The sequence below is a fragment of the Bradyrhizobium sp. BRP22 genome, from assembly GCF_020194175.1.
Classification (GTDB): Bacteria; Pseudomonadota; Alphaproteobacteria; order Rhizobiales; family Xanthobacteraceae; genus Bradyrhizobium.
This window is the reverse complement of record NZ_JADYVX010000037.1, coordinates 36,910-51,273: the sequence shown is the minus strand read 5'-3', so window position 1 is coordinate 51,273 and position 14,364 is coordinate 36,910. Positions and strand designations below refer to the sequence as shown.

General features: G+C 57.4%; 16 protein-coding genes. 5 read left to right on the top strand and 11 right to left on the bottom strand.

Annotated elements, in window-relative coordinates:
* Positions 1-540: 540 nt before the first annotated feature.
* The 4 genes from I6F35_RS32325 (at position 541) to I6F35_RS32310 (ending at position 2,929) form a co-directional block, all read left to right on the top strand.
* A complete protein-coding gene (locus I6F35_RS32325; protein ID WP_225121685.1) occupies positions 541-1,350 on the top strand; it encodes a DUF4145 domain-containing protein in 810 nt (269 codons plus the stop codon).
* A gap of 7 nt (positions 1,351-1,357) precedes the next feature.
* On the top strand, positions 1,358-1,840 hold the full coding sequence (locus tag I6F35_RS32320; RefSeq protein ID WP_225121684.1) for a hypothetical protein: 483 nt from the start codon (positions 1,358-1,360) through the stop codon (positions 1,838-1,840).
* Positions 1,841-1,913: 73 nt separating this feature from the next.
* Positions 1,914-2,693 (top strand): hypothetical protein, encoded by a 780-nt coding sequence (locus tag I6F35_RS32315; protein WP_225121683.1) that lies wholly within the window; start codon positions 1,914-1,916, stop codon positions 2,691-2,693.
* Positions 2,690-2,929 carry a hypothetical protein gene (locus I6F35_RS32310; protein WP_225121682.1) on the top strand — a complete coding sequence of 80 codons (240 nt, stop codon included), beginning with the start codon at positions 2,690-2,692 and terminating at the stop codon, positions 2,927-2,929. The genes I6F35_RS32315 and I6F35_RS32310 overlap by 4 nt, the downstream gene beginning before the upstream one ends.
* A 314-nt stretch (positions 2,930-3,243) precedes the next feature.
* On the opposite strand, the gene I6F35_RS32305 is transcribed toward I6F35_RS32310, so the two are convergent.
* The 11 genes from I6F35_RS32305 to I6F35_RS32255 all read right to left on the bottom strand — a co-directional run bounded on the left by I6F35_RS32305 (position 3,244) and on the right by I6F35_RS32255 (position 12,236).
* Entirely contained in the window at positions 3,244-4,026 is a 783-nt protein-coding gene (locus I6F35_RS32305) for a hypothetical protein (protein WP_225121681.1), read from the bottom strand.
* Positions 4,027-4,123: 97 nt separating this feature from the next.
* Positions 4,124-4,543: a hypothetical protein gene (locus I6F35_RS32300; protein WP_225121680.1), complete on the bottom strand. Its 420-nt coding sequence runs from the start codon at positions 4,541-4,543 to the stop codon at positions 4,124-4,126.
* Positions 4,540-6,132 carry a hypothetical protein gene (locus I6F35_RS32295; RefSeq protein ID WP_225121679.1) on the bottom strand — a complete coding sequence of 531 codons (1,593 nt, stop codon included), beginning with the start codon at positions 6,130-6,132 and terminating at the stop codon, positions 4,540-4,542. Before I6F35_RS32295 ends, I6F35_RS32300 begins: the two co-directional genes overlap by 4 nt.
* Positions 6,133-6,282, bottom strand: coding sequence for a hypothetical protein (locus I6F35_RS32290; protein WP_225121678.1), 150 nt, complete (start codon positions 6,280-6,282; stop codon positions 6,133-6,135).
* 3 nt (positions 6,283-6,285) lie between these two features.
* A complete protein-coding gene (locus I6F35_RS32285) occupies positions 6,286-6,777 on the bottom strand; it encodes a hypothetical protein (RefSeq protein ID WP_225121677.1) in 492 nt (163 codons plus the stop codon).
* A gap of 234 nt (positions 6,778-7,011) precedes the next feature.
* Positions 7,012-7,416, bottom strand: coding sequence for a hypothetical protein (locus I6F35_RS32280; protein WP_225121676.1), 405 nt, complete (start codon positions 7,414-7,416; stop codon positions 7,012-7,014).
* 260 nt (positions 7,417-7,676) lie between these two features.
* On the bottom strand, positions 7,677-8,171 hold the full coding sequence (locus I6F35_RS32275; protein WP_225121675.1) for a hypothetical protein: 495 nt from the start codon (positions 8,169-8,171) through the stop codon (positions 7,677-7,679).
* A 39-nt stretch (positions 8,172-8,210) separates the two neighbouring features.
* Positions 8,211-9,161, bottom strand: coding sequence for a hypothetical protein (locus tag I6F35_RS32270; protein ID WP_225121674.1), 951 nt, complete (start codon positions 9,159-9,161; stop codon positions 8,211-8,213).
* A 95-nt stretch (positions 9,162-9,256) separates the two neighbouring features.
* A complete protein-coding gene (locus I6F35_RS32265; protein ID WP_225121673.1) occupies positions 9,257-10,213 on the bottom strand; it encodes a hypothetical protein in 957 nt (318 codons plus the stop codon).
* 113 nt (positions 10,214-10,326) lie between these two features.
* The gene (locus tag I6F35_RS32260; protein ID WP_225121672.1) at positions 10,327-10,653 is read right to left on the bottom strand and encodes a helix-turn-helix domain-containing protein; all 327 of its coding nucleotides are present in this window, start codon (positions 10,651-10,653) and stop codon (positions 10,327-10,329) included.
* Between the two features lie 335 nt (positions 10,654-10,988).
* Entirely contained in the window at positions 10,989-12,236 is a 1,248-nt protein-coding gene (locus I6F35_RS32255) for an integrase family protein (RefSeq protein WP_225121671.1), read from the bottom strand.
* A 272-nt stretch (positions 12,237-12,508) separates the two neighbouring features.
* Between I6F35_RS32255 and glmS the strand changes: the two genes are divergently transcribed.
* The gene (gene glmS, locus I6F35_RS32250) at positions 12,509-14,335 is read left to right on the top strand and encodes a glutamine--fructose-6-phosphate transaminase (isomerizing) (RefSeq protein ID WP_225121670.1); all 1,827 of its coding nucleotides are present in this window, start codon (positions 12,509-12,511) and stop codon (positions 14,333-14,335) included.
* The last annotated feature ends 29 nt before the right edge of the window (positions 14,336-14,364 follow it).

The following is a 14,364-nucleotide window of genomic DNA, read 5'->3' as shown; positions in this document are numbered from 1 at the left end:
TCCTAAGCTGATTTTGAGAGTGTCCTAATTTGCCATAGGCTGCCGCAATGGCTCACTCTTCATGGAAGCGAGAGGTTTACAAAGTCGCGGCACTCATCGCGGGCGCCTCGCTCGTGGTCGGCTTATCTGCTTGGTTTTTCGGGCTAGCTGGCGCCTTCGGAAGCTTGGTTGTGCTGGAGGTCTGTCGATTGGTCTATGACAGGCTTTCGTCTTCGAAAGCGGACAAGCCGCCTCAATTGCCTCCTTGAGCGTCCTAACTAGGACAGCACCGGTAAGGAGAGCTCTGGGGCGGGTTTTCCCCGGGGAGGAGGATTTCCCCTCCGGGACGGACTGGACGCATGAGGGACGCCCGCACTGCGTCCTCGGGGAACGTAAAACGATCTCCAGCTTTGAAATTTACGGTTGTGAATAAGTGTACGAACCCGGAATGGGTAGGGACTCCCGCCTCCGGTTCCGTGGCAGATTGATGGACAACGACATGGGTCGTTCCCCAAGCCCACCGGTCTGGAAGATCGGATTGCATCAGGAGCCTAGCTAGACATGTCCCGCGCGCCCGTGCCCCCGACGTTTGGGGGGGAGAGCTTTTCATGCGCCCATTGTGGCGCACTCGCCGACCAGCATTGGTTCAAAGTCATTCCAGAGCACTTTCAGAAAGACAAGAAACCAAGCGTATGCACGGCGCAGATGGCTGCCGATCTCAGGAAAACCTTGAAGAACGCAAATCGTGACGCCGAAGATTTTGACGAGAGAAAGCAGACTTCTCTGCTCAGCTTCCTAGATCGGTTTGATAAGAACGAGGTGACATATCTCGTCAATCGGCATTCGGTCTCATCGACCTGGGAGATGATCAACCTGAACCTCAGCCAATGTCATAGCTGCAAGGGGTTCACCATCTGGGTGGGCGAACGCATAGTTTATCCGTCGCACGACGTTGCGATCTTGCCTCATGACGATATGCCTGCGGATATAAAGCCGGACTTCATCGAGGCGGCGGAGATCGTAGACAGTTCACCGCGTAGTGCGGCAGCTTTGCTTCGTCTCGCGATACAGAAACTGATGCCTCATCTGGATGAGGATGGCGACAACCTTAACAAGTCCATTGGCAACCTCGTCAAGAAGGGGTTGGACAAGAGGGTTCAGCAAGCGCTCGATGTCGTCCGCGTTACAGGCAACAATGCAGTTCATCCCGGCGAGCTCGATTTGAAGGATGACAAGGCAACTGCACTACAGTTGTTCTCGCTCGTGAACATCATCGTGCAATCAACGATCAGTGCAAAGGCCCAGATCGAGGCGATGTACGCGAACCTGCCTCCGGGAGCACTAAAAGCCATCGAAAAGCGTGACAGTTGAGAGAATGATGAAGGATGACGAGATCGCCGCGCTCAACGAGCAGCTGCGCGAAATCAAAGAATTTCTTACTGGCTCTGCGACGTCTGACGACTTCCACATCAAAACCGAACGCCGAGTGGAGTTGTTGGCGAATGCATACACGGAACCGCCTGCGAAAAAGAAGCGGGGCCGCCCTTCGTTACCTGGGGGTAGCGACAGGACATGGTTCTCGTTCAACGCCTTCGTCATTGTTCAACAAGAGCTGCAGCGTTACCGAAAACGGATTGGTAGGCGGCGCGTGCCCGACGAAGTAGCGGACGCCTTCATCGATATTGCGCTCAAGATCTATCCCGAGGCGGACCGGGACATAGTCCGAGAACACATCCGGAAAAACAACACGCTACCAATCGAAGCCGAGCTCAAGGGGCCAAACTGGCGCGAATTCGACGCGGCTCGTCCTATGACAAATCTGCGTCAGCCATTTAACGATGATCTCATTGAGGAACCATAACTCCGATTTTATGCCAGTTTCATTGGTGATCGACTGTGCTTGATGATGTGCTCCTGAAGAACGGAGCACCGTCATGATCAAGCGATTATCACCACTCACCCTGTTCAAGTTGGCTGACAAGGAAACGGAATGGAGAGACCTAGAACGTTCTTCTGATCCGATCACACCAGACCTTCCCCACCACGCCGAGATATCCCAAACCGGGCTGTTCATGCCGCCCGGACTCCACATTGAGCAATGGAAAGCCATCGGAAAGAGGCTCATGACCATCGAAACGGGCATCCAATGGGCGCTGGGCGATTGGTGGGTCTACGGACATCATAACTACGGCAACCGCGCCGAGGCGGCAAAGAAGCTTCCTTACGAATTCGGGAGCTTGATGAACCTGGGCACCGTGGCTCGCAAATTTCCTCCCTCATTACGAAATGAGGCTCTGAGCTTCAGCCATCACGTCGCCGTCGCGGCGCTCGAGCCCAATGATCGGGTTAGTTGGCTGAAAAAGGCAGCCGCTATGCATTGGTCAGTGAAGCGGCTGCGTGACGAATTAGACAAGCAAGAGCCGCGGAAGGAAAATGACTATGACCGCGCTCGACGATGGGCCTATGACTTCGTGGCGCAGGCGGAGCGGCAAAAAGTTGGCCTTGGCTACTACAACGTGGACAGCAATCAGTTAGACCAATTGGAGGATAATGTGGTGACTGAATTGGTCGAGTCTTCCACGTCCGCGGCCAACACTTGGGCTGAACTCGCAACAGTTCTTAAGCGATACCAGCAACGCCGAACCGATAAATCTAAGCGGGCATTGCCTAGAGAGCGCTTAGACGTCGCCGCCCAGATTGAGAGTGTACAATGAACTTGGAGCTCGATGAGTTCGGTGAGCCAGATGAATATCATTGCTGGAGTCCAAGCCTGCGAGCGGGAAGGGGCATCGAAGAAGTGCTGTTCGACATGATCAATTGGCACTTTGATCAAGAGCACGTTACGCTCGTCGAGGATTGGCTACGCGAGCGTGCTGTTGCTTACGAGGTGATGACGGAATTCCTCGCCAAGCATGAAGACGGGTCGGCTGTACAGTTTCCTTGCGACTAATGGCCCGCCGTCGCTCGACTGGGAAGGACAAACAGCGAGACGACGGCGGGCTTTCGATCGCGGGACGCTCTCCGCAATCGACTTGATCGTCGCACCAGCGCGGGCACGCGAGCCACGATCAAGAATTGGTGTCGGCCACGTCGTCGGGCGGCGACTGCCGACTCTGGGGTCTGGTTTGTCTAACACCATCTCCCAGCCCACTCCGCGAACGCGATAAAGCCACGCCCGTGGAGATCGAGCCGCGTCGGGCCACTACCAAAACCCGACCGCCCGGACTCGACAGCCCGGAGACCAAAAGCCGTCGAGGATCGTGATCATGCTGCGCTCGCCATCCTGCGGACCGCGAGACCAAGCAAAGCTCGAATATCGACGTTCGGCCGGTGCTCGATCAGCGTCCCTTCCTCACGCGCTGCATCGATATGCGCGCATTCAAGCCGTTCGAGTTCGAACAATTCTGCCTTGATCTCATCGAGACGCTGCTTGCGATCGGCTGCATCCATCTGCAGCGAGGGTTTGGGTCTTGCGTCGATCATCTCATAAAGCCGATGCTGCACGAGTGCTGGGTCAATCCAACTGAGCACTTCCAAAGGCGTTGGTGCTCTCTCCCCGATGACGCCGCGCCCGAATTCTAGCTCAAATTTGCCGTGCTCAATGATGAGGCGTGCCGGATATTGTTCAGCGAGAGATTGAATATACCGACGTGCCGCAGCCTTCATTTCCTTGGTGGTTGGCGATGCCCGTTCGACACGGCCGCGCTCCGAGACAAGGCCCATAATCTCGCCCCGCAGTCGTTGCACTGCTTGCAAGTGCGTCTCGTTCGGTTTTGCTTTCAGCTTGATCGGCTTCGCATCATCGAGCGTGACATGCGCCGGCAATAGCTCCAGGTATCTCGCGATTTTCGCATTGAGGTCGGCGAGGGCCCTGTGGCGGGCGCTATTGGCAGGCTGCATTGACTCCAGCCGCTCGATCTCCTGTCTGAGTGCGTCCGCTTTGTCGCCATGGGGGTTGATGCCATAGGCATGCTTTGCCTCGGAAATGGTGCGTTGAGTTGACGTCAGGATCGCGAGCGCCTGATGCTCCGCATCCTTGAGGGTCATGATTTTCGATCGTACGCGGGGCGGTAGTTCGAACATTGATGATTACCTTCGTATGGTTGTGAGGCCCGCCATTCGCTTTGGCGAGCCTCTGGTTGCTTTAGCTTTTCCAAGCTTCCGAGATGCGCTTGTCCCTCGCAGCGATTAGTTGTTCGTGGGTCAGGGTCGCGTTCGATGGCGCCGTCGTGGGCGTCATCTGCTGTTGATCGATAATCGGAGGCGGGTTGCGCCAGCGGTTCGACATGGCCGCGTCGCGTTGTTCCCGAAGATGCTCGGCGGTGACGGTTACCGCAGCATCCGCGACACGAAAGCCGGGCTTGTGTCCCGCGAGCGATGCATCGAACTGTTCGGCACGTCGCAAAGCCTGCGTTACTGCCGTCGCTGACTGCAGTCCGGGATGTGCGCTGTCCATCATCGACACACGAACACTGAGACGGTCGCCGTCCTCAAGAATGCTGTCACGCCGAACGCGTCGGCCGTGCTTGTCGATCACTTCGATACTTTCTGTGGTCGTAGTCATGGTAACGTCCTCATGTTGATCATTGTACTCAGTCGTTCTGCAGCGTTGCTGCGTTCACTATGTTCGGGGCCTCCTACCCAACTCAAATCGGCCACGTATCTGTAGCGACGAGTGCCCATGCTGACCAAACAACCAGCAGCGGCATTCGCCACGTCGTCTTTCCCATTGATCGGGTGGTCAATCTGCTCTCGACCTGATCGCGTAGTGCGGCGTTCGAGCGCGAGTAGCTGCGAGTGCAATCGAGGGTGATCGATCAGTTCGCATTTCTTGGAGTTGATCAGGGGCAATAGCTCGGCGTAGAGCGCCGTCTTCGGCTTCTCACTGTGCTCGAACGTGATGCGCTGCTTCAGGAACGCTTCCCGGACCCATTCGCCAGCGTAACGATCGCCCTTGACGGTGGAAATCCGATAGCTCTTGAGCAGCGTCGCGTATTGAGCAACGATCTCCTCCGGAGAGAACGGCGGTCGTGCCTCCCGAACTAGGTCGAGGATCGCGATGCCATTCTCGCGATGTCCGATCGCAAGCGTAAATGAGTCGGATGCGCCGCCTGACGGATCGGCGAACGCGAAATACTTGAACTGCGACATGTACGGACGTTCACGCTCGTCATCGGCGGTGACGGCATCCACAGCCTCAATCGACAGGAACTGCTCGACATCGGTGCGGAACAAGGCTCCGAAGTTCGCGGAGGCCTGCGCGGGATCGTCCTGATAGGCTTGATCGATCTCCGCGCGGACATAGTCGGGCGCGGTTGGCCGCATCGTGAGGGTATCGGCTTGCCAGACGAGGATGCGATCGGACTCCCGTCCGAAATGCTTCTTGTAGGCCTGCCAGAGCGCTCCCCTGCGAGCGTGAGGAGACGATGCGCAGAGCAGCATGGAATTCGGGATCGTCAACATCGACGGTCTAGCAGACGCAATCACTTCCGTGTCGGGGTTGCTGCTGCTATCCTCGCTCGACCAAAAAGCCAGTTCGTCTGCCAAAACGGCGACGACAGTGCGACCTCTGGAAGTCTTGTAGGATGCGGTCGTGACTTCGATCGAAACCGCATTCTTCAATCGAACCCATTTCATCGTCGAACTCTCGACAAGCCGGGAGAGCATCCGCGACTCGGCAAGAAAGCCCTTGATGTAGTCCATGATCTCGCGGGTCTGTTCGCGGTCTGCGGCCATGACCTGGACGACCGCACGCTGTCCGCGCGCAATGAACGGCTTGTAGTTGAAGAAAGAAGCTAGCCAGACGGCTATCAACGCGAGGATGCGCGATTTGCCCCCACGTCTGCCGACAACAAGCCACGCTTCTTTGACTTGCTGCGCGGGAGGAACTTTCCGGCCTGTGCATTTCTCGAACAGGGCCAACTGTTCGGGCGTCATGTCATAGGCGAAGATCGCCGCAACGAAGGCCCACCAAGCTTCCCAATCGTCAGGGTCAGAGAACGAGGGAAGGAATATCTGCGGATCGTGAACTGCATCTAGCAGCGTGAGGCGGCTTGATTGTCGCGGTGTGTCGAGCCGGAGCCTGATCGGTGTTTTGGGTGTGGTGGTGGTCTGAGTGTCGTCAAGCCGTTCGCGATGACGACGCGTTCCCATTCAGGTCACCAGTAGGAGGAGAATGACTTGATTGTCATAGGCGATCGCCTCGGCTTCCGTCATTCGTCCATCGGACGATGCAGAGGCAGTGCCGGGCTTGATCGTGATCGACACTTCGATGAGGGCACCGGCTGCAGTACCGTCTTTCATGCGTCAGTCTCCCAGACGTTCGCGGTGTGATCGGCGAGAGCCGCCACGCTCTGCATAGGTGAGGGGGTCTAGATCGTCCTCGTCATCATCACGCTGTCCTGGTGTGGACGAGAGCAAGCCGATGTTCTTCATCAGACGAGACTGGGTGTTGGACAGGCGCTGATATTCAAGCCGTCCGCGCTGGCTGGTGCTGCCGGTCTTGACGTAGTCGGCTTCGCAATCTTCGAGGACACACTGCAGCAACGCAATGTGCCGGATATGATTGCGCGTGGCCTCGCTGATCCGATCGTCTCCGCCGAGGTCTTCCGTGTAGACGCGGACGAGATCTGTGAAGCGGCGTCCCCGGGGCGAGTCGGCAGGGATGCGATCCGCGAACAGGCGGCGTCGCGACGTGACGGCCGATCGATTACGGCGGGCTTTGGGAGGTCGTTTTATCGTCCCGTGCACAGTACTTGCCTCGTTTTCACGAATACTTTGCGTTGTTGGGACGTCCAATCACTCTACCTGTACGGTACTTTGTCAAGCCCAATAGCATAACAGGTTGTAAAGGCACGCCTATTCGATGACGAAATTGTCTCGGGGGACAATCGTGTGACGCCTCACTCCCGATTTCAGGTGTTGAGCACTTAATAGAAATGAAGATGAGTGCGTGGCCGCCACCAAATTTTGGATGTATTCGATCCTGACAAATCGGATGCCAGAAATCACATCATGCTTAGGCTTCACACTTCATCTGCGTGATTTCATCCTGCTCCTGTGGCGCTTGAGGTCTCGCCTGTCGATCAGACCCGCGTCTATCAGGAGCTTGATGCTCTGGATCATGTGGCTTCGCACACTTGAAATCATGATGACCGTTGCCGGATACCCATCGCGTTTCAATTGGGCCTCAATGTCGAGCGCACTCAGATCGTGATCGAGAACAAGTGCTCTGATCCGTTCCACGACGCCGCGCGCATTCTCGTACTGCTCCGATTTTTTCAGTTCCTTTTCTTTGCGTTTTTCCGATTTCGGTGCTCCCTGGTAGGGACGCCAGTGTTTGCTCCGTTCAATCTTCTGCGGGATTTCTTCGAGACGGACACGGCGTCGCTTCGCTCCCGGTCCCGCAAAGGAGTAGTCGTTTCGATTGTCGAGCATGTTGGGATTTCCCTCGGTTTGATGTCGCGAGGGAGCGGCAGGATAGGCGCCGATTGCTGTCCTGACTAGGTCTGGACGGATTTGCAGGGGAAATCTCTGTCCCTAGGATGCCGATTGCAGCGGGTAGGAGCGTCATGGAGCGGCGTTTCGATGTGCAGACGATCTCTGGCCCCCGGTCCTGCATCGCTGCGCCCTATGCTGGATGCATCCGGGCGTTAAGCACTGGCCATTCTTAGCGACTCACTCAAGTCAGCAACTTCCTAGAGCGATGATCGGGTAACAACTCTGACTGGCAAGCTGCGCCATTTCGGCTTGGGCTCTTTAGTCGAGTACGCCACCGTGACGGTCGCGATCTTCTTCGCGTTATGAGCAGGTTGAAATATAAGGAACTGTTTTGTCGTCGTTCCGCCAGCAGCGACTGAAAGGCTATCGAAGCTGAGCAGCAGGGATTGAGGATTTAGCTTGATCGTCGCGGGCAGGACACGGTTGCCGTAGCCGTCGTCAACGAGCACGTCATTCATGTCGGCAAGCCTAAAATCAGGCAGGCTGATGCTGACCTTCATTACCGCAATATCGAGATGTGACGGGTTCTTTACGGTCAGGGTTGCAAGGTGCCATTCACGCTCTTGGGTTGGGACAATATCGACCCAAGCATTAACGTTCGATTTTTGCGCTGTCCGCCACGAAATGTAGAGGCTCAATGCCGAGACGCACAACGCAAGTCCCGAGAAGACATCGCGTATCCAGTCTAGCATCTCTTCATCCGATCAGCTCTGCATTCTTCCTCGACTGGCTTATGCATCCGCCGTGCTTTTCTGTGCCAACTTGGGAAACTTCGATGCATCAGGTGGCTCTATCGTCCTGGTGTCACTTCCGCCTTCGAGGACAAGCGCCGGCTGAACACCGGCCGCCGCGTCTGCCATCTCTTGCGCCATCGCGATAATCAGGCTCTCCCCATTGGCGAAAAGCATCCGTGCATCACTTTCGGTGAGTACGACGCGCGGATGTACAATTGGATTGCGGTAGTCCTCCCGCATTTGATCGAGTTCGGTAAGCGTCTTCTTTGATGGGCACGGGGTAGGCTTGTTGTCGGCGATTTTTTGCAGAGCGTCGATGTATGCTTTCCAGCCGTGGAGTGTTGCGCCGGGCTTACCACTGAACAATTGATAGTACGACTCCAGACAAGCTTCGACTGCACGAGCCACGTGAAATCCCGACGCGGAAAGCAAATTGAACGCTAGGCAGCGTCCAGCCGCCTTCCAATCATCCTTTGCTTTCTGCGGAATAATAGGCTGAAGCTCGGCGGGGAAAGTGCCGTCTGCCTCGTCTACGAGAGCAGGGGTGTGATAGATGCCTCGACGTGGTACGAAGTACGTGGCAGTTTCCCGCATTTCTTCGGCGAACACCGTTTCGAATTCTGCGACGGTTCTTCTGACCCAATCCATTTGCCATACAACGACCGGCTCATCGCTAGGGTCCGGCATACGAAACACAGGCGCGCCGTCTGCGCCTTTTGTCTGAAAGCGGGCATCGAAGATCGCGTCGATGCTCTCTAGGGCACTTCGAACTTTACCCGCCGAGATACCAACTGGGATTGGCTTTCCAACTAGGAGCGCCTGTAGTTTGCCGCGAACTTGGAATAACGGCCAGAATAGGTGCTGGGTCGAGACGTTTCCTTGCAGTGCGATGAGCGCTTGTATCTCTTTGCCAAATTCGTAGAAAGAGAATGGATTGATACGTTCCAATTGTGTGCCCCCCGACTCGCCATAAGTCGCGTAATCTTACTACAGGTTGCAGCAGAGGACATTAAACATTCGGAGAAGATCGGTTCTTTCAAACGCTACAGTCTTTCACGCTGTACCTTCGGCTTGAATGACGTAGGGGGTAACAAACAACGCAATTCCCCCACTTTGTCATCACACTGCAAATCCGGCGAAGCCCAATTCCAGCCTTCTTCAACGTCCATGCAATCCCAATGCTTCAGACGTTCAAACTGCTTCGGATAACGTCGTGCAAAGATGGATGCGTGATCCAGACCGATCCTGCCGTAGATTGCGCGAATGCGCCTTTCAATGTGTTTGCGGTCTACGTCCGGATAATCTGCGCATGTGAGCTTGATCCCGCGTAGCGTGATCTTTTTGAGCATGTTCCGGATATCTTTTACGACGATTTGCTTTGCGACGATTTCGATGGGCTTGATCTTGAGGAGATCGGCAGGCTCCTCGATCCCCGCGGCTTGAACAGACCGCTTCCTTTCCAATCTGATCTCCAAATGGATTGCGTCGAGCTCGCCAGTGATCTTCGAGTGTTTTCCGTCGTAGAAGATCGTGTTGCGATATGGGCGTGATTTCCGGCCTCTGGTACGGATCGAATATAGGCTGCCTTCCTCGTAGTGCAGTTCGTCCTTGCCTCTGCGGTATCGCAGATGCACGAGCTTCGTCAGTACTTCGGCGACGTCCTCTCGCGCCAAGGCATCATAGATGGTGATGACGTCGAATGCGGGATGAACGCGATAGACCGATAGTTTGGGATCGTGCAGCTTATAGCGCTGAAGCAGTTCGATGCAGAGCCGCGACGGCTGATTGATCTTGAGGAGATGTCTCCGGACCCTCTTGGGATCGAGCCTGTCGTAGACCTCATCGGGCTTCATGCTTCCGCAATTCGCGCGGACGCATGACATCAGTTCCGGACGGAGCCAGTGAGGCGTGGATACCTCGATGCTGTCGATATAGGGCGCGAACAGCGCGATTTTCGGAGGCTTGTTCTGTGTAGGGGCAGCAGATATTATTCTCGACATCGACGATCTCTTCAGCGGTGATCGCTCGTTTCATGAGCTGGACTTTGGACGGTCTGCGTTCGTGATGTTTTCGAGGCCCCCGCGTCGGATGAAAACGTGGGGGCCTCTTTCTTTCAGGCGGATGCCTCGTCAACGACCTCGCGATAGGTCTTGCCGTTCACGACGATGACGGAGCCGAGATCGGGGAGAAGCCGACTAACTTTGTTGACTTGCGCGAGGGCGAGAACGTCAGTGACGGCGAACATCCATCGCGAATGTTTCGCTTCTGTCAGCTTGCGGCCCTTGAGCTTGCCGCGTCGCTCTAGATTGCGGATGGATGAGTAGGACACGCCGAGCAACTGCGCAGCCTGCATCCGATCGCAGAGCTGGGCATCTGGACTTAGAGGACGTGGGGGAGGGGCTTGAACGGTCTTGCAGGCGGGCTTCTTCGAATACTCCATGGCAACAATCCAATAGCTACCGCATCTCGCCCAGCGATGGACGAGCTTGCGATGGTTACTGGTTGTTGCCTGAGCTTTGTAAGCACGAGCGCTAACAACGAGAGGCCGGGAACTTCCCCCCGGCGTCGCCACTCATGTGGCCTGTCAATATTCTGCACGAATTGACAGCAGGCGCAATACGTCGATGGACGGACATCCTGTCCTCCGTGCGTCCGGAGGGCGATTGTCGGCCAGTACGGAGGGCCAGGGGAGCGTTTTCGAGGAAGGAGGGGCTCCGGACAGGGGGACGTCGAGAAATCGCCCCTGTGCTGCCCCGTTGCTGGAGCGATCGGATGTCAGTTCTGGCGACTACGTTTGGTCCTGAGACGGACGACATTCGCAGGCGGCGGATTGACGAGGTTCGACACGTAGCTGTTGAGCGCGGCTACAGCCTGCGCGATCTCGGGGAGGAAGTCGTAGTGGGAGTAAGTCCGCGAGACCTTCGAGCCGACGGCATGCCCGATCGCGTGCTCCTTCACTTCAAACGGTATCGCGGGTTTCAGCGTATCCAGCTTCGTCCGGAAGGTGCGCCGCAGATCATGAATGGTGAAAGGCCGCATATGCGGAAGATGCTGACGCATTCTGTCCTGCAATGCCTCCGTCATCTGGCCCCATGCGTTGAACGCCCCCTTTCCACGCGCCGCGGCGAAGACGAACGGGCATTTATAGATTTCGGGCTGCGCCTCGGCGATCTCGAGCGCTAGCGGAGGGAGCTTGATCTCGGCCGGATGGCCTTTTGCGCCCTTGATGACGGGAAGATGCCAAACGCCGTCGCGCAGATGCTCCCACTCGAACTGGTTCGTCTTCTCCCTCCGCTGGCCTGTGAGAAGCAGGAAACGACAGAGCGCCCCAAACGTCCCCATTTCCGCCGTCACGCGCCACAGGACAACGATCTCCTCATCGGAGAGGATGCGGGTTCGGGCGCGCTTATCGTATTTCGCCATCCCCCGGATCACGGGGTTCACATACTCTTCGGTCGGATCGAGGTTGAGCGCATAGTAGTTAGCCATCGTCCGGAAGATCGTCAGAATGGCGTCGCGCATCGACGGGCTCTTGATCGTATCGTCAAGGTGCTTGACGAGGCTCGCGCGCCGGACGAGCGCGAACTCCTGATCCCGGAAGGCAGGGATCAGATGCTTGCGGATGCGCTGCTCCATGACGTCGCCTGTCAGCAAGCCGCCTTCCTTGACGTGCTTCGTGATGAAGGTCTCGGCGACGTCCTGAAACAGGGAGGGAACATCCTCGGCCAGCGCCTTCTGGGGATCACGGAGGAAGTCGATCGCTTTGTCCCGAGCCTGCGCGATGCTCATCACGGGATAGCGGCCGAGCTTCGTAACGCGCGTCCGCCCATCGGAGAGGTACCACATGACGCGCCAGGTCACGGTTCCCTCGGGATTGACGCGCAGGATGAGGCCTCTCACACGGTCGTCATAATAGTCTTTGGCGACGACTATAGGCTTGCCATCCTTGTCCGGCTTGTGCGCGGGCTTGAGGCTCCGGATTTTGAAATCCGTGAAATCGATCCGTTCGATGCGACGTGACATTGTTCTGAACGCAAACAATTATTGAGTGTAAGTTGAGTACAATGCGGTGACAGGCAGCGCCTGATCGCGACAGCCAGTATAGTCCAAATCGACGAAAATGTCAGTAAAATCATTAGCTTAACTGCAAGGAAAAGCAGGGCTTGACAGCGCTTAGCAGGTTAACGGAATGACAATCCGCAATAATTATTGAGTTTGTTGCTGCCCGCGTTTCCCGTTAAGGGAGCGTGTCGTCGGTTTGGCAAATTTTCGGCGATTTGGGGATTTTCATCCGCATGTGCGGCATTATCGGAATTCTCGGAACGGCTCCCGTCGCGGAGCAACTGGTCGACTCGCTGAAGCGGCTCGAATATCGGGGCTATGATTCTGCCGGGGTCGCCACGCTTGAAGGCGATCATCTGGTGCGCCGGCGCGCCGAAGGGAAGCTGAAGAACCTGGAAGCGCGGTTGCGCGCCGAGCCGCTCGCGGGCCACACCGGCATCGGGCATACGCGCTGGGCGACACATGGCCGGCCGACCGAGGGCAACGCGCATCCGCATGCGACCGAGAATGTCGCTGTCGTCCACAACGGCATCATCGAGAACTTTCGCGAATTGCGCCAGCAGCTCGAGAAGCAGGGCGCGAAATTCGCAAGCGAGACCGACACCGAGGTCGTCGCACATCTCGTCAATTCCTATCTCCTGAAGGGCCATTCGCCGCAGGAGGCGGTGAAGGCGTCGCTGCGGCAGCTCCGCGGCGCGTTCGCGCTGGCGTTCCTGTTCAAGGGCCACGATGATCTCCTGATCGGCGCCCGCAAAGGCTCGCCGCTCGCGGTGGGGCACGGTGACGGCGAAATGTATCTGGGATCGGATGCGATCGCGCTGGCGCCGTTCACGGATACGATCAGCTATCTCGATGACGGTGACTGGGTGGTGCTGTCGCGCGAGGTTGGCGTGATCTATGACGAGCATGGCGCGGTCGCCAACCGCGACGTGCTGAAATCCGGCGCATCGGCATTCCTGGTCGACAAGGCGAATTACCGCCATTTCATGGCCAAGGAGATCCACGAGCAGCCGGAAGTGGTCGGCCACACGCTCGCCCGCTATATCGACATGGCGACCGAGCGGGTGACGTTGCCGGTCAAGCTGCCGTTCGATTTCAACGATATCCAGCGCGTCTCGATCTCCGCCTGCGGCACCGCGAACTACGCGGGCTATGTCGCGAAATACTGGCTGGAGCGGTTCTCGCGCCTGCCGGTCGAGATCGATATCGCTTCCGAATTCCGATACCGCGAGGCGCCCCTGCGCAAGGGTGACCTTGCGATCTTCATCTCGCAATCCGGCGAGACCGCCGACACGCTGGCCGCGTTGCGTTACGCGAAAGAGCAGGGCGCGCATACGATTTCGGTGGTGAACGTGCCGACCTCGACGATCGCGCGCGAGAGCGAGACCGTGCTGCAGACGCTGGCCGGCCCCGAAATCGGCGTCGCCTCGACCAAGGCCTTCACCTGCCAGCTCATGGTGCTGGCGGCGCTCGCGGTTGCGGCCGGCAAGGCGCGCGGCGAACTGTCCGATGCGGACGAAGCCAAGCTTGTGCACGGCCTCGTCGAGATTCCCCGCCTGATTGCGGCGGCGCTGACCACGGAGCCGCAGATCGAGAAGCTCGCGCGCGAAATCTCCAAGTCGCGCGACGTGCTCTATCTCGGCCGCGGCACCAGCTATCCGCTCGCGCTTGAGGGCGCGCTGAAGCTGAAGGAGATCTCCTATATCCACGCCGAGGGCTATGCCGCCGGCGAGCTCAAGCATGGCCCCATTGCGCTGATCGACGAGAACGTGCCGGTCGTGGTGATCGCGCCGTTCGACAAGGTGTTCGAGAAGACCGTCTCCAACATGCAGGAAGTTGCGGCCCGCGGCGGCGGCATCATCCTGATGACCGACGCCAAGGGAGCGGCGGAGGCGACCATCGAGTCCCTGGTCACGATCGTGCTACCGGACATGGCGGCGGCGTTTACGCCGATAGTCTATGCCATTCCGGTGCAGCTCCTCGCGTATCATACTGCCGTGGTCATGGGCACCGACGTCGACCAGCCGCGTAACCTCGCGAAGTCCGTTACGGTCGAATAGCCGCAACCGCCGGGATTACATTGGCCCTT